Origin of the sequence: Endozoicomonas sp. NE40, from assembly GCF_040549045.1 — a bacterium.
GTDB lineage: Bacteria > Pseudomonadota > Gammaproteobacteria > Pseudomonadales > Endozoicomonadaceae > Endozoicomonas_A > Endozoicomonas_A lisbonensis.
Map to the genome: position 1 here is coordinate 1,736,918 of NZ_JBEWTB010000002.1, position 24,815 is coordinate 1,761,732.

Here is a 24,815-nt window from a genome sequence, read left to right on the forward strand (position 1 = left end):
AGATTGAATTAAGGAAAAAAGTTATGCGTTCAAAAATCCAACGACCAAGACCGGTCAATAAAAAACAGTCCGGCTTCACCCTACTGGAAATCATGGTGGTAATCGTGATTCTGGGTGTTCTGGCCAGCCTTGTTGCACCTAATGTCATCGGTAACAAGGAAAGAGCGGACATGCAGAAGGCGGTGAGCGATATTGTTGCTCTGGAAAATGCTCTGGATATGTACCGTCTGGACAACAATCACTATCCAACAACCCAGCAGGGACTGGAGTCACTGATTTCTAAACCAACAGGCTCTCCGGAACCGACAGGCTACCGCGCAAATGGCTACATCCGTCGCCTGCCGAAAGACCCTTGGGGTAACGACTACTTCCTGCAGAACCCTGGTCAGTACGGTGAGATTGATATTTTCTCCGCCGGTCCTGACGGCCAGCCTGGCACCGATACTGACATCGGTAACTGGGACCTGCCTTCCTGACACGGTTATTGAGCATGACGCACCACCACAAAGGCTTCACTCTGCTGGAAATCATGCTGGTTCTGCTGTTGCTGGGACTGGCTACCTCGGTGGTGGTGCCAAATATCACATTCAGCAATGGCAGCGCTGAACTGCAAAGAGCGGCAGAGCGTTTTGCCGTTCTGGTTGAAACCGCCCATGAAGAAGCCATTCTCAGTGGCCGCGACCTGGGCGTTGTGATCAACGACAACGACTATGAATTTGTGCAGTTTGGTGAGGACGGCTGGGAATCCATTACCCACGATCGCCTGCTACGTCAGACCACTCTTGAAGAAAACTTCCGAATGCGTTTTACGCCGGGCGAAACCGTCTGGCACACGTCTCTGCAACAGCAGCAACAGGACACTCTGCTGGAAGACTGGTTTACCAAACCTGAAGAGATGAAAGAGCCACATCTTTATATCTGGTCATCAGGCGATATGACTCCGGCAGAGATTGTTTTCAGCATTCAGTCTTCTAATTCTACGAATCGGCTATCCAGTCGCCTTCCGTCGTTTACCATTCAGGTTGAAGAAACCGGCGACGTGCATTTTTCAGAGGATAGCCCATCGTGATGGCCCGATCGAGACAGACACTACTTAAACAGACGCCAGATAAACAGACACTGCGGAATCAGAAAGGCTTCACCCTGCTGGAAGTGATGATGGCACTGTCGATTCTTGCCATTGTCGGCATTGGTATTACCCAGGCCGTTGGTGCAAACGTCAGCAACACGCTTTACATGCGACAGAAAACCATTGCCCGGTGGGTGGCGGATAACGAATTGACGACGATTCGTTTAGAACAACAGTGGCCAAAGGAGAACTGGGAGTCTTACAGCGTCGATATGGCAAACACTGAATGGCATATCCGCAAACGTAGCGTAAAAACCACCAGCGACGATTTCCGCATGGTTCAGGTAGAAGTCAGGGACCAGGAGGATGACAAGGTCTCGCCTCTGGAAACCCTGCAAACGTATATGGTGCGGCAATGACGCTGTCCTTAAAGAAGCAGCCTGTAAAGCGGCAAAAGGGCTTTACCCTGCTGGAGATGCTGGTCGCCATCGCTATTTTCAGCCTGCTGACCCTGAGTGGTCGCCAGTTATTTATGAGCGTCATCGACGCCAGAGAGATTACCGGTTCACAGCTGAATCGACTGAGGGAAGTGGAATACACCATGCTGGTGCTGGAGCAGGACTTCCGTCAGCTGGTTGACCGTGGTGTCCGTACCGATGGACATGTATCGACGCAAAGCCTGTTTTCTGATGGCAATATGCTGAATACCGATGATCAGGCCATTGCCTTCGTTCGCAGTAACTGGCGCAACCCGACCCAACAACTGCCACGTTCTGAACTACAACGCGTTTCCTATCGTCTGAAAAGCAACCGTCTGGAACGCATGCATCACCATGTGCTCGACCCGTTACAAAACGCCGAGCCTGTGAACCGGGAACTGCTGAGCGGTGTGAACAGCCTGAAGTTTCGCTTTTTCTATAACGGTGACTGGAACAACACATTACAAGACAACGGACAACTGCCTGAAGGTCTGTTGATTGAAATGGACCTGCAGGACCTGGGCATGATTGAACGCCGCTTCCTGCTGCCTGATGAGTGGGAGAGTGCCTGATGACTCCAGCTCTGCGTAATATTCGTCACAAACAACAGGGCGTTGCCCTGTTGAGTATCATGCTGATCCTCACCCTGATGACCCTGATTGTTGCGGAAGTAACCTTTTCCTACCGTAATCAGTTGCGTAAAACCACCGGGCGACAACAGCTGGAACAGGCTCGCTGGTATGCACTGTCGGCAGAAGATTTAGCCGTTCGGGTTCTGAAACAGAGTTTTGACGACGATGATGGTGTGATTCATCTTAGCCAGTACTGGGCGACGGAAGGCATGGTGTTCCCGGTTGAAAATGGCAGCATTGCCGGCGAGATTCGTGATGCGCAGGGGTGTTTTAATGTTAATTCCATGAATGTCTCCGACAACACGGATGGTTCTACGCCTCTGGAAGTCGATATCTTTGCTTACCTGCTGGAAGAGCTGGGAATCAGTACCAGTGAAGCCATGAGCATCAGCTGGGCGACCAGAGACTGGGTTTACAACGGCGAAGACTACACCCAGTACGGTGATGACCACTATATGTCCCGCCCGGTGCCTCATCTTGCCGGACAGACCGCTATGCGTGATATCAGCGTCTGGCGCTCGGTAGCCGGGGTTTCCCAGGGCATCGCCCTGCGAGTACTGCCTTATCTCTGTGCCACACCATCCAGTCGGCTGGAAGTTAATGTTAATACCATTCCTGCTGATCAGCCTGAACTGCTGACAGCACTGTATGAAGGTGATCTGCCCATTGATCAGGCGCGCCGCGTGCTGGAGCAACGCCCTGCCAATGGCTGGGATACGGTCGATGAATTCCTGAACAGCTCTCTGCTGGCCAATTACAACGACAGCAATGTACGATCTTTGATTACCGTTAACAGTTCTTATTTTGAATTACGTGCTAACAGCGAATTTGCCGGAACACGTACAGGCTTACACAGTTTGCTAAGACGCAATGACGACGACAGACTATCGGTTGTACGTCGTAAATTCGGTGCCTTTTTATGACAAGCGACCCTTTGAACAGTAATACGATAAAACAACCGTCAACAAGCGGCACCGCCAAAAACCTGCTGGTTATTCGTCTACCTCTGGAAGCAGACGACGCCGTTTACTGGTCCACAGACAGTGATTGCGGTATGACATCGGTTGCAGATCTTGGTGAACTGCAAAAGCTGACCAGCACCCATCGCTGTAAAGTTCTGGTTCCCGGTGAAGCTGTTGGCCTGCATGCTCTGGAGCATCCGGGCAAGCTGAACCGAACCGTTCTTCAAACCCTGCCCTGGCGCCTGGAAGATGATCTGGCCGCCGAAGTGGAGGATATGCACTTTGCCCTGCTGAGCCACAGCAACGGCAAAGCCTGGATGGCGGTTGTTGCCAGATCCTGCATGGAACAGTGGCAGACATGGCTTCATGATGCGGGCATCAATAGTCGTCAATGGTTGCCTGATACCCTGGCTCTGCCATTTACTGACGGTGAATGTACCGTATTGAAATTAAACGACCAGTATCTTGTTCGTACCGGGGAGTGGCAGGCAGGTGCCTGTGATCCGTCATGGCTGCCTCTTTATCTGGAAAGCCTGCACAGCGAATCCAATGATGTAAAGGTTCGGGCTCTCAGCCCGATGCCGGATGGCGCAGGGATTCAACCCGAAGCTCATCTTTACCACGACAACGCTTTGCAACCTCTGTTGGAGCCCGCAGCACAGAGTTCCCTGAACCTGCTGCAAGGAGACTACCAGCCGGAGTCCATGCTTATCCGCCATCTCAAGCCCTGGCGAACCGCAGCAGCCCTGTTGCTGACCACCGGTGCCTTAATGCTGGGGGTCAACATGGCCAGTACCGCCAGACTCGAAAGTCAGGCAGATGCCCTGAGAGCCGAAGCTAACGCAATTTATAATGATCTGTTCCCCGGCGAGCGGGTGGTTCGCCTGGAATATTCCCTTAACCAGAAACTCAGTGCTTTAAAGCAGCCCGGTGACCAGGAAAAATCGGGATTGCCAGCCTTGCTGAATGAACTGGCTCCGACGTTTAAATCCGAATCGGCGTTAAAGCCTGTGCAAATGGACTACGACCACAGTCGTCAGGAGTTGCGCATGAGTGCAGAGTCAGACTCCTTCAATACCTTTAGCCGTTTCCGTGAAAACGCGCCTGCCTCTGTATCCGTAACCGTTCAAACGGTTGAGCAGCAGGAAGACGTTGTGACCGGTGCGCTGGTGATCAGGAGTAACGACCAATGAGTCAACGAGCCATGAATCAACTGAACCAACTGCAACAGCAGGCAAAAGAGTACTGGCACGGTATTTCAGCCCGGGAACGTCAGCTGATTACCATTGCAGCTCCCTTACTGCTGGTGTGGATTGTCTGGATGGGTATTGTTCAGCCAGTGCTGGACAAGCATGAGCAGGCACAGCAGGAAGTATTGAACCACCAGCAAATGCTGAACCGGGTAAAAAGCACTGCTACTGAAATTCTGCGTTTGCAGGCAAAAGGCGCGGTGATCACTGAACGTCCGAATGGTCCGCTGGATCAGTTAATCAATCGTAGCGCCAGTGATCATGGTTTGCGCGTGACGGGTGTGCGCACACAGCAAAACCGCCTGCAGGTGAGTCTGGCTAACGCCCCGTTTGACCAGCTGATGGGCTGGCTGGTTGAACTGGAACAGGGCAGCAGCGTGGTGATTGAGCAACTGCGTATAGAACAGACCCGAACACCGGGTATTGTCAGCATTGAACGTCTGGAGCTTAGTGAAGGATGAAGATTAAAAAAATTCTTGGGTTAAGCCTCACTGGTCTGCTGGCCTGGGCGTTTTTTCTGCTGGTCAACCTGCCTGCAGCTTTTGTTTATCAGGTGGCTCCGGTACCAGGCAATGTCAGTGCCAGTAATATCAGTGGTACAGTCTGGTCCGGACAGGCTGGGGAAGTCACTGTGAACAACGTTACCCTGACGTCCATTAACTGGGATATCAAGCCATCAGCCCTCCTGAGACGGGCTCTTGAAGCGGATATCAAAGTGGGGGACCTGCAATCGCCGGTGTCGGCGGAAGCCACTGTCCGGGCAACCACCTCTGAAGTCAGCCTGACGGATACCACGGTTGATGTCACTGCACAGTGGTTACAGTCCCAGTTCCCAATGCCCGATTTTGTGATTGTGGATGTACTGGGCAACATCAATCTGGATGTTCAGACAATGAACCTTACCCGACAGGGTTGCCAGAGCCTTGATGGTCTGGTTGCTCTGGAACGCAGCAGCCTCAACAGCCCGTTTGGCGATATTCGTCTGGGCGATGCAGGTGCACGTCTGAACTGTGAAGCCGGCACTCTGACGGCTTCGGTTAATCAGTCTTCCAGCGACATCTCCACAGAAGGGCAGTTTACCCTGCGCCCGAATATGAGTTTTAACCTGGCTGCCACCCTGACTCCGGGTGAAGAAATGCCAAACCAGCTGAAACAGGGACTGGATTTTCTGGGCCAGTCTGAAGGCGACGACTCTTACTCTCTCAGCTTTTCTGGCAGACTGTGATTGCGATTCGCCCCAGCCTGCTCTATAAATAAGAGACGGGGGCGATTCGGATTCGACGACGGTATCAAACCCTGAGGTGCATGCCGAGGACGTAGTGGTTCTCGTTAATCAAAACACTACAACCTAACTAGTTGCCAATAGCGACAAGTTTGAAGTTGCAGCTGACGAACGTAAGTTCGCCTTTGCTGCTTAATCGTAACTAAACACTACGATACTTCCAGTCTGTCCGGTTCGTTCGCTGGCCGGTTTTTCAGACTGTCATCGTAAGCGGACTCGCCACGTTCAGCAGTCCTCTGGCTGACGGGCTAAAACCAGTGAGGATCGCTTTGTAGAACCCCGACCACTGGGTCGTTACAGAGTTAAACTTAAAGGTGGATCTAAGCATGTAGAGCCAAAGGCTGCGAATCGGCGGACGCGGGTTCAAATCCCGCCGCCTCCACCACTTTTCCTCTATGAACAAAGCCTCGCAGATCGTTGATCTGCGAGGCTTTTTAGTACTTTCTCATCTGATTTAAAGAATTCTTAATTGAAATATATTTGTCGTATACATCCAATAGAATAAACGACTCTGTATGTATTTCGTCAATCAGCTCAAACTCAGGTACTGTCAATTGAGAGAGTTCTGGGTAAATTATACTCAAGTTATTTTCAAGTTAATTCCACACTAATAACGACCAACAACAATGACATTAACTGCCTTCCTGCTCATACTCGTCTCTTCATTCCTGCATGCTCTCTGGAACTATCGGGGCAAAAAATTCTCGCCTTCCCCGGCAGCCTTTATGGTGACGTCTTTTCTTGTCTTTTCGGTGGCCTCTCCGATACTGGTGTGGCGACACGACATTTTGTCGGTCATCACTCCGGAAACCTGGCTGCTGCTGGCTCTTAGCTCTGTCTGTCAGGGAATCTATTATACCGGCCTGGGCATTGGCTACCAGAAAGGCGACATGTCCATCATGTACCCCCTTTCCCGGGCTATGCCAGTCTTGCTGGTTCCTCCTATGGTAGCAATGGCGGGAACCGGAGCTGCGTTGTCTAATCAGGCAATAGTCGGAATGATGCTGGTTGTCGCTGGCGGTTTATTGCTGCCACTCAGCAGTTTCCAGCGGGATGCAATTAAGCGCTACCAGAAGCATATCGTTTTCTGGGCATTCCTTGCGGCTCTGGGAACCGCAGGCTACTCCGTGATAGACGACCATGCTATGTCACTCATTCGACAGGAGCTGGATATACCTGGGAAACCTTACTGGGTTGCAATCATTTATATTATTCTGCAAATGGGAGGAACCGGGCTAAGCCTGTTCCTGCTGGTCAGTTGCTGGCCAGCACAAAGGCGACAGGTAAAAGGTCTGCTACAAGACAACACCCGGCTACTGTTCAGCCTACTGTTCAAGAATGGCCTGTTTATTGCCCTTACCTATATTCTTGCGCTGTCCGCTATGGCGTTTGTCGATAATGTGAGCTATGTCGTTGCGCTGCGCCAGGCCAGCATACCCATCGGTGTGTTGATGGGAGTTTTCTGGCTTCACGAAAGCGCCCCGGCACCAAAATGCTGTGGCGTCGTATTGTTGGTGCTCGGGTTGGTCATGATCAGTTTTTGATGAACTGAGCCATGCACATACAAAATAGTTTTTGTCAGACGGGCGGCCAGTGGCTTCAAATATCTATTATCCCCATTATCCCCTGGCTGCCTTCTATGCTGACAGGCAAAACACCTATGCGATTTATGCTGATATTTTCCGGAATATCAATGACCCAGGAGGTGTGATGAGTTTGCCCGATAAACTTTTCAGGTTGTGCATTGTGGTCAAGTGTAAACAGTAAATAGTGATCAGCATTACTGTTCTCTTTCCAGCTCACCCTGATCTGCTGCCTGTTGTTGTATGTTTGCTGCTCTGAAATCCAGACGCCAGGAGGCTCTGCCATCAGTGTTGCCTCCTTAAACAGTTTAAGCTGACCAATATCAAGAACTGATGGCGCAAAACCAGCAGGAATTTTCACCGCTACTGACTGCAGCATTTGTCCCAACAGCTCTCCCAGCCCCAGAGATGCGGTACACCAATTCTTATCACATGTGGGCAGATAAAGCTCCTTACTCAGTCCATAGGACAGCTGAAGCTCTATTATTGGATACACGCCATCATTGCTGTGCTTATAAGTCAGAAATATTTCCTCATCTCCCTGCAAGCGGTAGCTTGCCGAAAATAAATCTATCCTGCTTTCTGATGAGGAAGCTGGCGTCAGTCGAATAGCGCCACTGCCTTGAAATCCTGTTATATCTACACTTTTAACATCCAGCCTGGCGTTTCGATTTTTTTGACCACATGTATCAGGTAAGGGGGTTTGCTGCTGAGGCTGAGTCCAGCCATAACCTGAAGCGGTTAACACTTCGAGAGGTTGCCCCCTGTGGTAATAAAACGAGCCACCCTGCCCCCTGTTGAAGTCAGTCGAAAACGGCATGCTGTGAATCATCGGTTTTGAATCAACAAGCGAACAGACACCAGGCCAGTCTCCCCCATCTGTTCCCCGCCAATAGTTCTGAGCAGTCTCGTAGTTTTGGGACGGTAGCGCATCGTTGTTAAAGTGCCAGTTGCTGGCGAATAGTGCCAGGTTTCGATGTCTGGATGCCAGGCTCTTGAAACGAGGCGTTATATATTTTTCCCAATGAGCATCAATGCCATAAAAAAGATAAGAGTCTTCCCACTGGTATGATTCGTGATGATCGCATAACAGTGAATGTTCGTTCCAACGATAGTCAATCATCATCCTGCCCGTTCCGGGAGAGGGGTTAATAGCCCAGAAAAACAGATGATTTAATGTGTTCAATACTCCCTGATGGTTAATCTTTCCATTTTTCGTCATCGCATCGTACCAGATCAGACTGATATGCTTCGGAGAACGCTCCATAAAATACCGCAGGAACTCAGCCATCCTGAGTGCATATTCACTGCTCCCGCCTTCTGTCTCCTGATTGATAAACCACCCGTCGAAGCCGAGTGTCTCGGCTATAGCAATCAACCGGTCAGCAAGAGGAAATGTTCCATTATCTTCATTTTTGATCAGTAATTTCTGCAGGTTCGAATACTCACCTCCATATTTCAAAGGTTGCAAATTGACTACGCCATAAACAGGCACCCCGTTCTTATGCCCCTGCTCAATCCAGTAAACCGGGGGAGGAACAACAATGCCTTCCTGTTTAGAGCCTGCCCAGTACACAAAAATATCTGCCAACTGCCAGTTTGTAAAAACACTGAACTGCGCATACGGCACTCCCTGTGCCAGCTGCCCGCTAGTAGTTTGCGAATGAAAGATCATTGTTTGACGGCCAAAGCGGAGCGGTCGCTTCTTCAGAGGTACGAAAGAGCGGTTATCATTCAGCCAGTAGGGAGTGAGCGGCAACCATTCAGCCAGATCGTCTATCTGCCAGGCAGGAGAAACCGGCATCAGGCTGATCTCAGATGCTTTTATGAAAAACGGGTTTAACAGCAGACAAACCCAAATTGAAGCGATCCTTTGCCTTGTTTTCATTTTATTTTCCACAGGGATTAAGACACTAAAAGTGACCGGAAGGATCAGGAATAGTTCAATGAAGCCCACAGTATTCTGTTATATACCGGGGCAAACAGCAGTGAATTAATTTAAATAATTACTTATTTATCAGTATGTTAATCAGCAAGACGACAGCTCGAAGCATTTTTGCTCATTTTTTGAACAATAAAACGTTAGTACTAGGTGGAGTGGGGTCTGAAGGACTATCCCAAAAATGATCACAAGGTTATCCACAGAAGCTGTGAATAACCTTGTGCAAGGGAAAGTTATGAACAACTTATACCAATCAAACTTTCAAACCCCGTTATGAGCAAGCCATTTGAGTCCAATAGGCAATACCCTGAAGGGCATAAAGGCGGGGTGAGGAGTCATAGGCTTTATGCCCTTCAGGGTAATAGCTATGGCGACGATCCCCAACGCAGAATATTGGACTCAAATGGCTGCGCAATAGGGGATTTTGAAAGTGCGATTGGTATTATCATTTCGCCGAAATCAGATGGTAACGAAGCAATCCCCGATGCTGCATCCAGCGAATAAACCAGACCAGTAGACGGAGGCGAATCCAGACCTTTGAACGAGTTACCGAAGACAGGTGTCCGTAGTGCTGAGAAAACCAGAAGCAGAAGCCCGAAAGGACATCTTCACTGATGTCGGTCATCTGAACATCTTCAAAGCCACAAGTGCTCAGCATCGATTCATAAACCTGTTTCACATACAACCCCGTTACAGGAATACCACAGGTTCTGGCCATCAGGGTCACCAGCCGCTGTTCAAAGCGGTCTTTAAAAGGCCGGGCCAGCATCATATCGGTTAAGGTCACTGAACCACCCTGACGCAGCACCCGTCGAGCCTGTTGAAAAAACGCTTTCTTGTTTTTCATGTGGTAAGCGCAGTCCAGTGCCAGAACCTTATCGAAGCATCCTTCTTCAAGACGCTGCATAATCGGGACACTGCCACGCTCCAGATTTAACTGACTGAAGTGACCACAGTAGTCATGCGCGTCGGCAAGAATTCGTTCAGATTCTGTAGCCGCTGTGAGTGCTTCGACCTGGTAGTAGTCAAGCCAGACCAGTAACTGGTCATAGCTGGTAAAGCCCATATCCAGAACTTTGTCCTGATTCGACAGGCAGGCTTTATCAGCCACTAAACCTGCCAGCTCTGAACAGGCCTGGCGATAACTGGCAGTGTCGTGCCAGTAACCCAGCAGACGCCAGCGGGAAGACGTGGAAACACCACTGTTGAGAAGCCACTGATCAGCAATGACTCCCTTTTCAGAGCGAGAAGAAGGAATCCAGATACGAACCAGTAGCATGATAATCTGGGACAATAAACCGGACATCACCAGCCAGGTGATTCCAATACCCAGAAAAAACGAAAGTATCGCCATAAGATGAAATTATTATTTCCCAGATTTATATACGACAGCGACGCACAAGGCAGTATTCGCCCGACCATTCACGGCTAGATCATAGAGAGATCAACAGGCGAATTCCAGCGCATAATCATGACAGTGACTGCTCCTCCAGCTAAAGCAGGAGGCTTCTGACTTCACAGGCTACAGCCAGTCGATAGTAACTGGACTTACACAGAAGCCTCCATCAGCAGAACCGGACAGCCCTTCCGGCTTTAAAGGTCTTTGTTTGATTTGTTGGGTATCTATACGGTTCCCTCTACGATGCGTTTCAATAACGACTTTCGCGGGTCTTCTAGCCCAACAGGCAGATACTCTGCCTTGATTTTTTTATTCGCAGCGCTTGGTTTTCGTCACCGCTAGTCTCTGGCTTTGAGACAGACCTGTGTAGAATACTAACAGATAAGTGCAAATACTCAACCGGAGTCCTTGCGGACTCCGGCCTTATATCCCCTCACTCAAAGTAAGGGGCTTACGGCGAAAATGCTAAATCCATTTCATCACTTTGCTGGCGCTTTCCGGAGGCTTTAAGAATAAACAGCAGACCTGCTGTCAGAGCAACCAGCACACCGGCAGGCCAGGCAACTGATGAGGACACCGCAAGACCTTCAGGCGCCATCAGAATATAAGTTGAACACACTCCGGTCATAAACACAGCCGGAGCCAGAGGAATCCAGAAGTTTCTGTCCTGAGTGACCATATAAACGGCTGCTGTCCATAAAACAACTGTAGCCAGTGCCTGATTGGAAAAGGCGAAGTAGCGCCAGATAATTGAAAAGTCGACCAGCGTCAGCAGGTAACCCGCCACAAAAACCGGAACTGCCAGAACCAGCCGGTGAAAGATATGAATTTGACGGATGTTCAGCATATCAGCAAAAATCAGCCTCAGGCTTCTGAAAGCCGTGTCGCCTGAGGTAATCGGACAGGCGATGACGCCCAGAATAGCCAGCATGCCACCAAAGCTTCCCATCAATCCGATCGCCACTTCATTGACCACCAGTGACGGACCGCCTTTATCCAACACATCCGACAGTCCTTCAATGCCGTTCGGAAAAAAGGCCATGGCCGCAGCAGCCCATATCAACGTCACGACGCCTTCAGCAACCATTGCACCATAAAATACACGTCGACCAACGGTTTCATTGGGAATACACCGTGCCATTAAAGGTGACTGAGTCGCATGAAAACCACTGATGGCACCGCAGGCTATAGTGATACACAGCATCGGCCATACCGGCAAACCGGCAGGATGGTTGGAAGCCGTTCCGACCTCTGGTACCGGCAGGTCATTGAAGACCAGCATGACAGCAATCCCCACCGCCATAAATAACAACGCCAGTGCAAACAGGGGGTAGATTCTGGCAATCAGCTTATCGACCGGCAAAATAGTGGCAACGAAATAGTAACCAATAATAACCGCCAGCCAGAATGACTTGTCAGCGAACACACCGTCAAAGCCCAGATTACTCAGCAGTGACGCAGGCCCCACCATAAAGACCACTCCGACCAGCAGCAGCAATACAATAGACATAACCCTCATAAACTGCCGGACGTGTGAGCCAAGATAAATGCCTACCACTTCCGGAATGCTTTTGCCTTCATGGCGAAGCGACATCATGCCAGAGAAATAGTCGTGAACCGAACCGGCAAAAATGCAGCCAAAGACAATCCAGATAAACGCTGCCGGACCGTACAACGCCCCCAGAATGGCACCAAATATTGGACCAAGTCCGGCAATATTAAGAAACTGAATCAGAAAGATTTTTGGCCAGCTTAAAGGAACAAAATCAACACCGTCTGTTAGCTCGTAAGCCGGTGTTGTTCGTGTAGAGTCGGCCCCAAACGCTTTTTCCACCACTGAGCCATACAATACATAGCCCGTTATCAATGCCAATAAGGCACAACTAAAACTCACCATAACCAGAACCTCCGGAATACATAAATGAAGGCTCGGCTTCTCTGATTCCGGCACTTCCTCTCGCCGCGGCCTTCAATGATACCAATGACTTCAGCTCTGGGCTCCGGATGAAATGGCTTACAGCAATCTCAGGCTTACAGCAAAAACATGGTCTCGATCAGCACGCATATTAATAATTCTCGAATAAAAATAGTCGCTGAAACGATAAGGACCGATAAAAATTAGGAGCTAGAAATAGACAGTTGATAATTTTTTGCTATTAATTAGCATAGCTTTTCAACTACCGGAACTATCTGAACTATCGGAACTATCGGTCAAATTCTATCTGCTAAGCTTCTCGGGTGTTGAAATATCGGGATACATTTATGAGCGGTATGATTAATGCCATCACATCGGTACTCTGGGGCTACATTCTTATCTATCTGCTACTGGGTGCAGGTGTCTACTTTACACTGCGTAGCCGGTTTGTTCAGATTCGCCATTTCATTCACGCCTGGAAAATCATGTTTGCTTCCAGGCGTACCGCAAAAAACGAAATTTCCTCCTTTCAGGCTTTGTGTACCAGTCTTGCAGCTCATGTGGGTGCCGGTAACCTTGCCGGGGTGGCTATTGCTATTTATATCGGAGGACCGGGTGCTGTTTTCTGGATGTGGGTGGTGGCTCTGCTGGGCATGTCGTCCAGCTATATAGAAAACACGCTTGCTCAGCTTTATAAGACCAACAATAATGATGGCACTTTCCGTGGTGGTCCCGCCTATTACATCCAAAAGGCTCTGGGACTGCGCTGGCTGGGCATGCTGTTTTCATCCCTGCTGCTGATTACTTTTGGCTTTGTCTTTAACATGGTGCATGCAAACTCGGTGGCTGCATCTGTTTCTGTTCACAGCGATATCAGCATCGAATATATCGGGTTGTTTTTTGCACTGATCACCAGTCTCATTATCTTCAGGGGCATTCATACCATCACCCGGTTTGCAGAGATCGTTGTGCCATTTATGGCACTGGCTTATTTCCTGATCGCTATTGTCGTTGTCCTGATGCGTTTGGAAGATATTCCTGCGGTTTTTTCCCTGATTATCAGTCATGCCTTTGGTCTTGAGCAGGCTGTTGGCGGGGGTATCGGTTACTCCGTTGCCCAGGCCATTATGCAGGGGGTAAAACGGGGGCTGTTCTCCAACGAAGCGGGTATGGGCAGTGGCCCAAACGCCGCCGCAACCGCAACACCCTGGCCACACCACCCGGCAGCCCAGGGTATTATCTCCATGACCAGCGTGTTTATCGACACCATTGTTATCTGCACTGCAACAGCCGCCATCGTACTCTTGTCGGGCCAGCTGGAAACCGGTAATACCCTGAATGGTATTCAACTGACCCAGGCTTCGCTGGGCAGTATTGTAGGCCCTTGGGGTCAGTGGTTCATTACCGGTGCCGTTATTCTGTTTGGTTTTACGTCGGTCGTGGCTAATTATTACTACGGTGAATCCAACCTTTTGTTCATGAAGAACAACCGAAAGCTGTTATTTCTATACCGCCTGATCGTGGTGACACTGGTTTATCTGGGTGCTGTCAGCAGTCTTGAGTCCGTATGGATTCTGGCGGACCTTTCCATGGGGCTTATGGCATTAATCAATCTGGTGGTTATTGTTTTACTGTCAGGTCCCGCACTGCAGGTGCTGAAAGATTATGACCGGCAGTTACAGGCAGGAAAAACACCGGTTTTTAATCGCAGGAACTTTCCTTTCCTGCACCAGACAATGGATAACGATGTCTGGGCTTCCGGCTCTGATGAGTCAGATGACTCTGATGAGGGAGGCTTCAGCACTTCACCCGAAACAACTTCATCAGAAGCGGCTTCACCCAAAGATATTCAGAACATTGATCAACTTCCTGACCGTTTCTGAACTGCTAACAGATCAACAAGCAAAAACTATTTCTGCGACACATGTTAACAAGGTGTCACAGAAATAGTTTATATCTGCATTTTTTTTATTCTTACTATTTTCTTGTGGCTTAGCTACCAAATGCAGTTTTTTTAACCAAAAACTTCTTAAAAACCACTCTTTATTGCCCTTTATAGCCAATGCGCAATCTACGCACAACCTACACGCCAATACCTATACGACTAATCACAAATACCAACAAGGGCGACGCGTGACGTACAACCAGCTTTTCCAGTCACACAGTAGTACCCGCAGCATGCCCCGCTTCAATTCCTGAAATCTGCACGACCACCCGATAAGTACATACACCAAGGCATTCACGGTCATTCACTAATGTTTTCAAAAAGTATTTGAAATAAAACTCGGAGGGATACCAACAACTCTGAGAACCTTATGAACGAATTTATTGCACCAATCATTGATTCGCTGAATGACTTGCTTTACGGCAGCGTGCTGATCTACCTCCTGGTCGGTGGCGGTATTTTCTTCACTGTTCGCACCCGTTTTGTTCAGTTCCGTCGCTTTGGCCTTGCCATCAAAACCATGATGGGTAGCCGCATCACGGCTGACAAATCCCAGATCTCTCCTTTCCAGGCTTTCTGTACCAGTCTCGCAGCCCGTATCGGTACCGGTAACATGGCCGGTGTAGCCGTAGCAATCTATCTCGGTGGCGCAGGTGCAGTATTCTGGATGTGGTTCATTGCACTGCTGGGCATGGCAACCAGTCTGGCAGAAAACGTTCTGGCACAGATTTACAAAACCAACAATGGCGACGGCACATATCGTGGCGGTCCGGCTTATTACATTGAAAAAGCCCTGGGCCAGCGCTGGCTGGGTGTCACCTTCTCCATTTCCCTGATCATCGCGTTCGGCTTCGCGTTCAACAGTGTTCAGTCTAACTCTATTGCTGCGGCATTCAGCGGTTACGGTATTGAGCCAAGTCTGATCGGTATTGCTCTGGCCGTTGTCAGCGCGCTGATTATTTTCGGTGGTATCCGTTCTATCTCCAAAGTAGCGGAAATGATCGTTCCTGTGATGGCTCTGGGTTATCTGGCGATTGCACTCATTGTTGTACTGATGAATGTCACTGAACTACCTGCCGTATTCAGCCTGATCTTCCGCAGCGCCTTCGGTTTTGAATCCGCTGCTGGAGGTGCCATTGGTGCAGCGGTTGTGAACGGTATCAAACGTGGCCTGTTCTCTAACGAAGCGGGTATGGGTAGTTCTCCAAACGCTGCCGCTGCTGCGCATTCCACACACCCGGTTAACCAGGGTCTGATGGGGATGCTGGGTGTATTCCTCGATACCATCGTCGTATGTACCGCAACAGCTGCTATCATCCTGATGTCCGGTATGCTGGACAGCGGACTGACCGGTATCGAACTGACTCAGGCAGCCCTGTCTTCTCAGGTGGGTTCCTGGGGTGGTCATCTGGTAGCACTGGCTATTCTGCTGTTTGCCTTCACTTCCATCATTGCTAACTACTACTACGGCGAATCCAACCTGCGTTTCATCATCGACAACAAAGGTGTCCTGATCGCTTACCGTGTTGCGGTACTGGCAATGGTAATCTGGGGTTCTGTGAGCAGTCTGCCAACCGTATGGAACTTTGCTGACGTTTCCATGGGTGTTATGGCACTGATCAACATGGTCGCTATCTGCGTTCTGTCCAGCATCGTGATTCAGGTGCTGAAAGACTACGACGAACAGCTGGACAGCGGTATGACTCCGGTCTTCAACCGCAGCAAGTTCCCGTTCCTGGATAAAACCATGGATAAAGATGTCTGGCAGGAACACAACAACAGCTCTACTGCAGGCGCTGCCCCAATCGACGTAAAGCCGGCTTTTGTCGCTGACTGATCGCTGATTCAGGCAGATCGCTGATTCAGGCAGATCGCTAATCAGACAGCACCGTCCGGTTCGTGCTGTTTGATAGAGAAAAGGGTGCTGTCGCACCCTTTTCTTTTACCTTTTAAAAAACGACTACTTTCGTACAGCTCTGACCGAGAACTTCGCTTTACTGAGGTCCACATCCGCAATCGTCAGCTCTTCATATTCCTGGGTGGCTGAAGCCCGGATGCGCAAATGCTCAAACCTTAACTCGCCCAGTGAACAGGGTATCCTCAGTCGAATGGAGCCATCGGCGCGAATCTCAGCCCTTGCATCATACGGGTCGTACTCCAGCGCCTGAAAACCATCGGCCGTCGTCAGTGAATTAATCAGAGGCGCGATAAGCCGGGTAAGCTGATCTGTTCCCTGTACCGCTTCATCCGAATCATCTTCACCCTGTAGCCCGGCCAGTACCTGCAACGGTTGCAGCAGAGCAATGGCCAGAGAAGACGCAAAACGAATCCGTGTCTGGTTGGAAAGCGCCCTTCGTAACTGAAAAAGGGAAATATCCTTCATCTCAAGCAACACCTCTCCCAATCGCTTCCCGGTCTGTTTCTGCAGCTCGGTGGCCTTTTCCAGCTGCGCTTCCGAAACATAACCCCGTTTCAGCAGAATCCGCCCAAGCCTTGATTTGTGGTATGCTTCTGCCCGATTTACATTATCCATAACTGATGCAAACTCCCGTTTTGCAAGATTACGGAAAAGTTATCGACCAACCGGGTTACAACTGTTGCTTATAACTGTTGTAACCCGGTTGACTGCCGGAACGACGAACAGGCTCTCAGCATGCCAGAAAAAAACCAGGGCTTTGCCTTCGAAAAATCGCTCAGTGAGCTGGAATCTTTGGTTCAACAGATGGAATCCGGAGACCTGACACTGGAACAGTCTCTCAAAGCTTTTGAAAAAGGCGTCAGGCTCACCAGAGAATGCCAGCAGGCTTTAACCGAGGCAGAACAGACGGTACAACAACTGCTGGACAATAATGGTCAACTGGAAACCCGTCCTTTCGAACCTCTTGAAGGAGAGGAAGGAAAATAAGCCATGACCCTTAAGGATTACATAACCAGCTGCCAGCAGCGGGTCGATGACAGGTTGCGACAGGTTATTCCTGCCAGCAGTGATATCAGCCTGCAACTGGTTGAAGCCATGGCCTACTCGGTCTTCAATGGCGGCAAACGGATTCGTCCGGTGTTAGCCTATGCCGCCAACCGGGCAGTGGGGGGCGATCACTCGTCTGCCGACGCGCCCGCCTGTGCGGTTGAACTGATTCATGCTTATTCACTGGTTCACGATGACCTGCCCGCCATGGACGACGATGACCTGCGCCGTGGCAAACCCACCTGCCATAAAGCCTTTGATGAAGCCACCGCGATTCTTGCCGGTGATGCTCTGCAGACCCTGGCGTTTGAAACCCTGTGCAACCCTCTTCTGATACCGGAAGGCGATTATTCGGCCGAATCCAGACTGAAACAGCTGCGCTGTCTGGCAGAAGCCTCAGGTCATGCGGGCATGGCGGGTGGACAGTCGAAAGACCTTCATTCTGTTGGTAAACCCCTGACAGCCGATCAGCTGCAGCACATGCACAACCACAAAACCGGCGCACTGATTCGCGCCAGTGTGCAAATGGGCGCACTGAGCCATCGTTTTACGCCTGTGGATCAGCTGGAACAAATGGATCACTACGCCAAAGCCATTGGCCTGGCCTTTCAGGTACAGGACGACATTCTGGATGTTGTTGCTGATACCAAAACTCTGGGGAAACAGCAGGGCGCAGACCTTGCACTCGACAAGCCGACTTATGTCTCCCTCATGGGGCTTGAAGAAGCTCAGGCTTATGCCCGGTCACTGTGTGACAGCGCCATTGATGCCATCAAAGACTTCGACGAACGGGCTTCTGTGCTTCGTCAGTTGGCGGAGTATATTATTCACCGCTCTCATTAGGCTGTTGATGTTTTAAGCTGCTGCATTCTTACCCAATAAGACTCCAGCAAGGATGTAGCAGATTTCGGCTCCTGATCCGGGAGTGCCTTATCGACAAAGGTTCAGGTACAATCGGCAGTAATGAGCTATAAAAGTTGGATTCAACCGATTTTTTTCAATTTCCTGAGCAGGAAGTTTATTCATATCAGCTCTTCCCCAAACCCTACCTACAGGCGTATGGTGGATACATAGAAGGGGTATCTGAGCCAGAACGAACTCAGGAAAAAACTGACTGATGTTCGACTGGCAGCCGACCCCTGGTAGGCAGAAGAAGCCCGAAGAAGCCCGAATCGCAAGCGACAACATGTTTCACGAAATACCCAAGACCAGGCCCGAAACGCCCTTACTGGACAACATCGACACGCCCGAGCAACTTCGCGCTCTCCATGTGTCCGACCTGCCTGCGCTGACCCGGGAACTGCGTGAGTTCCTGCTCTACTCGGTCGGTCAGACCGGAGGACACTTTGGTGCAGGCCTCGGTGTTGTGGAGCTGACTGTAGCTCTGCATTACCTGTTCAACACACCGGAAGACCGTCTGGTCTGGGATGTAGGTCATCAGACTTATCCCCACAAAATCCTCACCGGTCGTAAAGAGCGCATGAACACCCTGCGCCAGAAAGACGGTCTGGCCGCCTTTCCCAAGCGCTGTGAAAGCCCTTACGATACCTTTGGTGTTGGACATTCCAGTACCTCCATCAGTGCAGCCCTGGGCATGGCGATTGCTGCCAAACTCAAGGGTGATCAACGTCGTACTGTAGCGGTTATTGGTGACGGTTCGATGACAGCCGGTATGGCGTATGAAGCCATGAATCATGCTGCCGACGAGAAAGCCAATGTACTGGTGATACTGAACGACAACGATATGTCCATCTCACACAGCGTGGGTGGGTTGTCCAATTACCTTACCAAGATACTGTCCAGCAAGACCTATCACCATATCCGTGAAGGCAGCAAAAAGGTACTGAACTCCATCCCCCATGCCTGGGAGCTGGCCCGTCGTACCGAAGAACACGTTAAAGGAATGATTATTCCCGGCACGCTGTTCGAGGAAATGGGCTTTAACTATTTTGGCCCTATTGATGGTCATGACCTGCCCATGCTGCTGCATACGCTGGAAAACCTGAGAGATCTGGAAGGTCCGCAATTCCTGCACGTGGTAACACGCAAGGGTAAAGGGTTTGCTCCGGCAGAACAGGACCCCATTGGCTACCATGCCATTACCAAACTGGAACCTCAGAAGCAACAAGCCCCTAAACCTGTTGTTCCGAAAAAGCCTAAGTACGCCAACGTATTCGGACAGTGGCTGTTTGATATGGCAGGACAGGATGACAAACTGGTTGGCATTACGCCTGCCATGTGCGAAGGCTCAGACCTGCTCCGCTTTGCCGAACACTTCCCGGATCGTTACTTTGATGTCGCCATTGCCGAACAGCACGCGGTCACACTGGCAGCGGGCATGGCCTGTGAAGGCATGAAACCGGTGGTGGCCATTTACTCCACCTTCCTGCAACGGGGTTACGACCAGCTGGTACACGATGTTGCAGTCCAGAACCTGGATGTGCTGTTTGCCATAGACCGCGCAGGCATGGTGGGAGAAGACGGCCCGACCCATGGTGGTTGCTACGACATTGCCTATCTGCGCTGCATCCCCAATATGCTGATCATGGCACCCGGTGATGAGGATGAAACCCGCCGGATGCTCACCACGGGTCACCAATTTAATGGTCCGGCGTCGGTTCGATATCCTCGTGGTACAGGACCGGGGGCAGTGATCAGTAAAGCTCTTGAGCCTCTGGAAATCGGTAAGGGTGAAATTCGCCGTCAGGGTAAACGCGTGGCGATTCTCGCGTTTGGTACCGTTCTGACCAATGCGCTTAAAGCCGCTGAGCAGTTAGGCGCCACTGTCGCCAATATGCGCTTTATCAAGCCTATGGACACCGGCCTGATTAATGAACTGGTGAAAAACCATGAGTTGCTGGTCACCGTCGAAGAAGGCTGTATCAGTGGCGGGGCAGGTTCTGCGGTCAATGAATATCTGAATGAGCAGGCGATGAATGTACCGGTGCTGAATCTGGGTATTCCTGATCGTTACATTGAGGCTGCCAGCCATGCACAACAACTGGAAGAGTGTGGCCTTGATCCTCAGGGTATTGTTGATTCGATTAATGATCGCTTAAGCAGAGAAGTCCTCCAAACCTTAGCATTGCCACACGTAGCCAGATCCTGACCAATAACCACCGGCAGCTAACACTGCCGGTGCAGTTACAAATACCTTTAATTTCATTGTCGCCTTGGCAAAACTGTATTCTCTCTTCTATCTTGCTAGGATCGCTTTCTGCAATCCTGACTTTTAGTAATTCCATAAAATGATTTTCGTTTTGGAATTCCATTTGGAAAACCTTTTTACACGACGGTTTGGGAGTAAGTCGACTCATACAAATTAAACCCTGTAAAAGAAAAGAGTATTTAAAATGTCATTTAACAAAGTACTTGCACTATTATTGTCTGCTTACCTTACAGGCTTGCCCATTCATGTTTCTGCAGCAGAATTCCATCAATCAACTAAGCCTGCACCATACACCCATATAACAACAACATCATTAAAAGGACACTATTCTCCGGGGTACCTGAAACTCAATAAAGACAAATTTGCGGTTACAACAACTCAGGCAGAGGGATACACTGTCTATTCTATGCAACCCTACACCAGCACCTCCAAAAACCAGCAAATCAAACTAAAAAAACTGACAATATCACCTTCGGTAAGCGGCAGCACATTTGTCGAATATCTCGCTGTTACTGAATCGGGGCATCATATTGTTACCGTTGAACGAACACCACCACTGTCCCGGCACGCCAATACTGCATACCCACAACAACAAGCTTATTCTATTCCTCTCAATATAAAAAAAAGCATAATGGCTTCAGGCTCAGTCACTTACACAACACCCATGCCGGACCATTCAACCGTTAAAGTTACCTACTCTCCTTCCGGAAGGAGCCATTCCAACTTTAACAACAAGACCGCAAACATTTCCGGAAATAGTACAAATGGTAAAGAGCCAACAAAAAATGTCCATCCAGACAAATATTCAAAAACCACTCTTATTTACTCGGGACTAGGCGTAGTGTCCCTTCTGGCCTTAATCACTTTTTCACTTTACAACCTGAGTCGTCCGGACCCTGACTCAAACAAAGACCCGGAGTCAGCTAAAACCAATCCTAAAAAGCAAGAAAGTAGACAAGAAACCGAAGAAACTGAAAGCTTATTGACCAACATGCAACCCTCAGACCCTGTTGATGGAGGAAGCTGCCAGACGGTTTCTGTGCAACCCAACACGAGAAATAGTCTATTACCTCCTACCGCTGATAGCTCTGCTATTGAAATGGATAAATTCGTAAACAAAATTACAAACCTAATAGACAGCATTACACCGGGAATAGACGCCATTGCAATCGCGACGATATTGAGTGAATTTGAAGAGTATGAAAGAGACTTGGCAGAAACTAAATTATGACCTGTTCACTTAAGGGAAGCAGCGGGTATATCCTGCTTTGCGGCTTCCCTTAACTTTTTTGACAGGCGTCTTTTATCTTTCAGGCTTTAGTCAATGGCACTATAAAAACCTGCGAATTTTACAGGGGAGGTTAACATGATATCGAAAAAGGTACTGGCATTGTCTGGCTGTCTTTTGGTTTCTCAATCAGCTCTTATCGCTTCAGCACCTCATGTGCATGAGTCATTGAAGTCCCATTCTAAGTCTGTGCAGCTGGAAGGGTATTATTCCCCCGGTTATCTGAAACTGCGTGACCAAACGTTTGCGGTTACAAAAAGCTCAGACAGGCAGCAGCTTGTTTATACAGTACAACCTTATGCATACAGTTCCGGGAGCTCACAATTCAGATTAATTAAGCTGGCCGAATCCCCTTCGGTCAGTGGCGGCCTATTTACCGAGTATCTGGCCACATCCCGCTCCGGCAAACATTCTGTGATGATTCAGCAAACGCCTCCGTCATCAACCTTTAGCCACCATTCGTTGCAGCAGTCACCGACATCCCTGAACATTAAAAAAAGTATTACCGCTTCAGGCTCTGTCGTTCTAACCACGATGAGACCCGATGGTTCAGCTGTCAGGATATCCATAAGCCCTTCAACCAGTGGTCATAACAAAACAGTGACAAAAAGTGAGGCTGGAAAGTCAAAAAACAATGTCGTAGTACAGGCTTTAGCGGTGACCGGGACAGTCGTCGTTATCGGTATCATGATACGCATAATGAAAAGCATGAGAGGTTACTCTGCTGATCATAGAAAATCAGCGGCAACCGATAAACTCAGGCGTTATAGAAACACAAGAGATCCCGAAGAAACAGCACTGTTAGAGCACTGGACGCAAAGTATTGAACTTCCAAGAAGTCATTACAGCGAAGAACTGAGTGAGCTTTATCCAATAGAAAGCACAACGGGAGATCATTTATTACCGGCAAACGTCGAGGTACTTTCAGCGACAATACCCGATCAACCAACCGATGAGAATTCAGAAACAGAGACCTCCTTATTGGAAGCCGCATTAATCATTCATGGTGTTGACAATACGTTCAGCCCCGGAAACGTTATCATTAAACAGGCAATAGCACATTAACGGCCGACTGAATCCAACCCGTTAATGTCCCAACAAATACTTTTTTATTCCGCTTTATTCTTTATTCCAAAACAGGCGCAGGCTCCCCCCGTTAAAAGGCATAAGCGACTTAAGCCTTTTAACCCCAAGCCTGTGCAACTCTGTGATCATCTGGGATAACAAGCGAATAAAGTCTGTCAAAAAATGACCTGCATCAAACTCAAGCTAACAAGCTGCAACAGCCTCTTAACTTTTTTGACACAGGTCTTTTATCTTTCAGGCTTTAGTTAATTCGCTAGCGAATTACCACCAGGTTTCCATATTGAAGCCAAAGATCAGCTCATTTTTCTTCTTCTTGTCTATTGCTGTAGCAGTACCATAACGGTAGCTCTCGCCATGGGTATCAAAGCGATCCCATTCATCTGTCTTTTTGGCGTAGGTTACGAAAGCCCGTAATGAAGGTCTTGCCCAGACACCACTACCCGCCTGGAATATCTGGGCAAGGGTGATCTTGGCCATTTCGTTGGTTCCGGCACCATTCTGTGCTTTGACCGATTCATAACCCACTTCCAGTGCAGTAGCCATGGTGTTTGACCACTGGTATTGAGGACGGGCACCAATACTGAACCACTTATCACCGTTCTTGTTGTCCAGTCGCTTATCCTGATAGGCGACGTTGTACATAATCTCAAAGTCTTTTGATACGTTCACTTCACCGTGATTGAACACACGCCAGCTGTGACCGTCATGATCTTCACCAATACTGTATTTACGATCAGAGCCACCTTCTGCGCTCATCAGTCCACCCGCCAGACCATCAACACCATACTGGAAGGCGAATGTGTTGTTACCATGAGCCCAGCCCTGTCGGTACACGGTGGAGAACATGTAGCCTGAGTCCGTTACATTCTCGCCCGGTTCTGTCTTGAATTTTGTATTTTGTGCCAGAACATAGTTCACACCCACCACCAGATCAGCCGAATCACTGAGCTGAATATCACTCACACGCAAGTCTATATTATGAAGGGTTCGTTTATTATTTTTGGACTCATCTTCATGATCTCGTCTTGAGTCAGGGCTTGAATCCGGAGACATCCAGGCGACCTGAGCATTACCAAAGCCAATATTCCAGTTTTCAATACCAATACCGGTGCTGGATGTATCCCAATATTTGATATCCGCCAGATGTACTTCATGACGACGATAAAAACGTTCACCGATCCAGACTGAAGCATCAGGCTGGCTGGCAAACAAACCATGACCGGCTGACCACATCTGGATGGTGCTGACATCACCCCAGTCTTCACCACTGCCCAGCATCAGCGTGGTATCAAAATAGGTGTCACCATCGCGCCAGAGATCCATGGAGACACCGGCCTCCCACCAGTTCAGTTCGTTACCCAGACGATAATTACCATAGCCCTGTCCGGCACGAACGACATCGTTACGCTCGCCTTTCCCGCCATTATGGTCATTATTGTTGGTATAAAGCGTTCCCCATTTTGCGTAACCCATGGTCTGAACATTCTCAATACCAAAATTGGCATGAGCAGCAGTAGCCGAACATAAAACCGCTAAAGAAACTGCATTAGCAATAAGTGTCTTTTTTAACATAGGTACCACTAAAAAATTTGTGTGTATTGGCTTGTTGTAATAAACCGGTCATTCAAACACTCCCCGGGGTTTGAACATCCGACAAATCCATTCATCAACGCATTGAATATTGACTGGCAATATCAAGGTATAAACAAGAGAGACGCCACCCTTCAAAGGAAGAAAAAACATTCAACCGCATGAATTAAATGTGAAACCGTTAATTTAAAACATTGATTAAAGGCAAATGACGTTTAACTTTCACCGATCGCTTGTTTATCGTTAATAACGATGCTTT

General features: G+C 49.2%; 21 protein-coding genes and 1 other RNA gene. 17 read left to right on the forward strand and 5 right to left on the reverse strand.

All coding sequences use genetic code 11. The annotated features are described in order from the left end of the window. The first annotated feature begins 23 nt into the window (after positions 1–23). The 10 genes from gspG (at position 24) to V5J35_RS08875 (ending at position 7,218) form a co-directional block, all read left to right on the forward strand. Positions 24–476 (forward strand): type II secretion system major pseudopilin GspG, encoded by a 453-nt coding sequence (gene gspG, locus V5J35_RS08830; protein WP_354010898.1) that lies wholly within the window; start codon positions 24–26, stop codon positions 474–476. A gap of 14 nt (positions 477–490) precedes the next feature. Next, positions 491–1,069 carry a type II secretion system minor pseudopilin GspH gene (gene gspH / locus V5J35_RS08835; protein ID WP_354010899.1) on the forward strand — a complete coding sequence of 193 codons (579 nt, stop codon included), beginning with the start codon at positions 491–493 and terminating at the stop codon, positions 1,067–1,069. Next, complete coding sequence (gene gspI / locus V5J35_RS08840) at positions 1,069–1,488, forward strand: type II secretion system minor pseudopilin GspI (RefSeq protein ID WP_354011381.1); 420 nt, start codon at positions 1,069–1,071, stop codon at positions 1,486–1,488. Before gspH ends, gspI begins: the two co-directional genes overlap by 1 nt. Beyond that, positions 1,485–2,120: a type II secretion system minor pseudopilin GspJ gene (gene gspJ / locus V5J35_RS08845; protein WP_354010900.1), complete on the forward strand. Its 636-nt coding sequence runs from the start codon at positions 1,485–1,487 to the stop codon at positions 2,118–2,120. The genes gspI and gspJ overlap by 4 nt, the downstream gene beginning before the upstream one ends. Next, the gene (gspK, locus tag V5J35_RS08850) at positions 2,120–3,103 is read left to right on the forward strand and encodes a type II secretion system minor pseudopilin GspK (RefSeq protein ID WP_354010901.1); all 984 of its coding nucleotides are present in this window, start codon (positions 2,120–2,122) and stop codon (positions 3,101–3,103) included. Before gspJ ends, gspK begins: the two co-directional genes overlap by 1 nt. Beyond that, positions 3,100–4,335 carry a type II secretion system protein GspL gene (gene gspL / locus V5J35_RS08855; protein WP_354010902.1) on the forward strand — a complete coding sequence of 412 codons (1,236 nt, stop codon included), beginning with the start codon at positions 3,100–3,102 and terminating at the stop codon, positions 4,333–4,335. Before gspK ends, gspL begins: the two co-directional genes overlap by 4 nt. Further along, positions 4,332–4,853: a type II secretion system protein M gene (locus V5J35_RS08860; RefSeq protein ID WP_354010903.1), complete on the forward strand. Its 522-nt coding sequence runs from the start codon at positions 4,332–4,334 to the stop codon at positions 4,851–4,853. Before gspL ends, V5J35_RS08860 begins: the two co-directional genes overlap by 4 nt. Further along, positions 4,850–5,617 carry a type II secretion system protein N gene (locus V5J35_RS08865; protein WP_354010904.1) on the forward strand — a complete coding sequence of 256 codons (768 nt, stop codon included), beginning with the start codon at positions 4,850–4,852 and terminating at the stop codon, positions 5,615–5,617. Before V5J35_RS08860 ends, V5J35_RS08865 begins: the two co-directional genes overlap by 4 nt. Positions 5,618–5,654: 37 nt before the next feature. Further along, positions 5,655–6,059, forward strand: a transfer-messenger RNA (tmRNA) gene (gene ssrA, locus V5J35_RS08870). A 241-nt stretch (positions 6,060–6,300) separates the two neighbouring features. Continuing rightward, positions 6,301–7,218 (forward strand): drug/metabolite transporter, encoded by a 918-nt coding sequence (locus tag V5J35_RS08875; RefSeq protein WP_354010905.1) that lies wholly within the window; start codon positions 6,301–6,303, stop codon positions 7,216–7,218. A 55-nt stretch (positions 7,219–7,273) separates the two neighbouring features. Here V5J35_RS08875 and V5J35_RS08880 read toward each other — a convergent pair whose 3' ends face one another. From V5J35_RS08880 to V5J35_RS08890, 3 genes are all read right to left on the reverse strand, one after another. Then, the gene (locus V5J35_RS08880) at positions 7,274–9,145 is read right to left on the reverse strand and encodes an endo-beta-N-acetylglucosaminidase (RefSeq protein ID WP_354010906.1); all 1,872 of its coding nucleotides are present in this window, start codon (positions 9,143–9,145) and stop codon (positions 7,274–7,276) included. 499 nt (positions 9,146–9,644) lie between these two features. Continuing rightward, positions 9,645–10,553, reverse strand: a complete 909-nt coding sequence (locus V5J35_RS08885) for a methyltransferase domain-containing protein (protein WP_354010907.1) — start codon at positions 10,551–10,553, stop codon at positions 9,645–9,647. A 496-nt stretch (positions 10,554–11,049) separates the two neighbouring features. Further along, the gene (locus tag V5J35_RS08890; protein WP_354016317.1) at positions 11,050–12,495 is read right to left on the reverse strand and encodes a carbon starvation CstA family protein; all 1,446 of its coding nucleotides are present in this window, start codon (positions 12,493–12,495) and stop codon (positions 11,050–11,052) included. Positions 12,496–12,860: 365 nt separating this feature from the next. Here V5J35_RS08890 and V5J35_RS08895 point away from each other — a divergent pair, with 365 nt between their 5' ends. After that, a complete protein-coding gene (locus V5J35_RS08895) occupies positions 12,861–14,396 on the forward strand; it encodes an alanine/glycine:cation symporter family protein (protein WP_354016318.1) in 1,536 nt (511 codons plus the stop codon). Positions 14,397–14,828: 432 nt separating this feature from the next. After that, positions 14,829–16,295 carry an alanine/glycine:cation symporter family protein gene (locus V5J35_RS08900; RefSeq protein ID WP_354010911.1) on the forward strand — a complete coding sequence of 489 codons (1,467 nt, stop codon included), beginning with the start codon at positions 14,829–14,831 and terminating at the stop codon, positions 16,293–16,295. Positions 16,296–16,418: 123 nt separating this feature from the next. Here the strand turns inward: V5J35_RS08900 and V5J35_RS08905 are convergent, their stop codons facing one another. Continuing rightward, a complete protein-coding gene (locus V5J35_RS08905) occupies positions 16,419–16,991 on the reverse strand; it encodes a cyclic di-GMP-binding domain-containing protein, MshE-related (protein ID WP_354010912.1) in 573 nt (190 codons plus the stop codon). Between the two features lie 120 nt (positions 16,992–17,111). Between V5J35_RS08905 and V5J35_RS08910 the strand changes: the two genes are divergently transcribed. From V5J35_RS08910 to V5J35_RS08930, 5 genes are all read left to right on the forward strand, one after another. Then, the gene (locus V5J35_RS08910; protein WP_354010913.1) at positions 17,112–17,363 is read left to right on the forward strand and encodes an exodeoxyribonuclease VII small subunit; all 252 of its coding nucleotides are present in this window, start codon (positions 17,112–17,114) and stop codon (positions 17,361–17,363) included. Between the two features lie 3 nt (positions 17,364–17,366). Next, the gene (gene ispA, locus V5J35_RS08915; protein ID WP_354010914.1) at positions 17,367–18,266 is read left to right on the forward strand and encodes a (2E,6E)-farnesyl diphosphate synthase; all 900 of its coding nucleotides are present in this window, start codon (positions 17,367–17,369) and stop codon (positions 18,264–18,266) included. Between the two features lie 343 nt (positions 18,267–18,609). Beyond that, positions 18,610–20,532 carry a 1-deoxy-D-xylulose-5-phosphate synthase gene (dxs, locus tag V5J35_RS08920; RefSeq protein WP_354011382.1) on the forward strand — a complete coding sequence of 641 codons (1,923 nt, stop codon included), beginning with the start codon at positions 18,610–18,612 and terminating at the stop codon, positions 20,530–20,532. A 244-nt stretch (positions 20,533–20,776) separates the two neighbouring features. Further along, complete coding sequence (locus V5J35_RS08925) at positions 20,777–21,823, forward strand: hypothetical protein (RefSeq protein WP_354010915.1); 1,047 nt, start codon at positions 20,777–20,779, stop codon at positions 21,821–21,823. A gap of 474 nt (positions 21,824–22,297) precedes the next feature. Continuing rightward, the gene (locus V5J35_RS08930) at positions 22,298–22,945 is read left to right on the forward strand and encodes a hypothetical protein (protein WP_354016319.1); all 648 of its coding nucleotides are present in this window, start codon (positions 22,298–22,300) and stop codon (positions 22,943–22,945) included. Positions 22,946–23,227: 282 nt separating this feature from the next. Here V5J35_RS08930 and V5J35_RS08935 read toward each other — a convergent pair whose 3' ends face one another. Next, the gene (locus V5J35_RS08935) at positions 23,228–24,538 is read right to left on the reverse strand and encodes a carbohydrate porin (protein WP_354010917.1); all 1,311 of its coding nucleotides are present in this window, start codon (positions 24,536–24,538) and stop codon (positions 23,228–23,230) included. Positions 24,539–24,815: the final 277 nt, after the last annotated feature.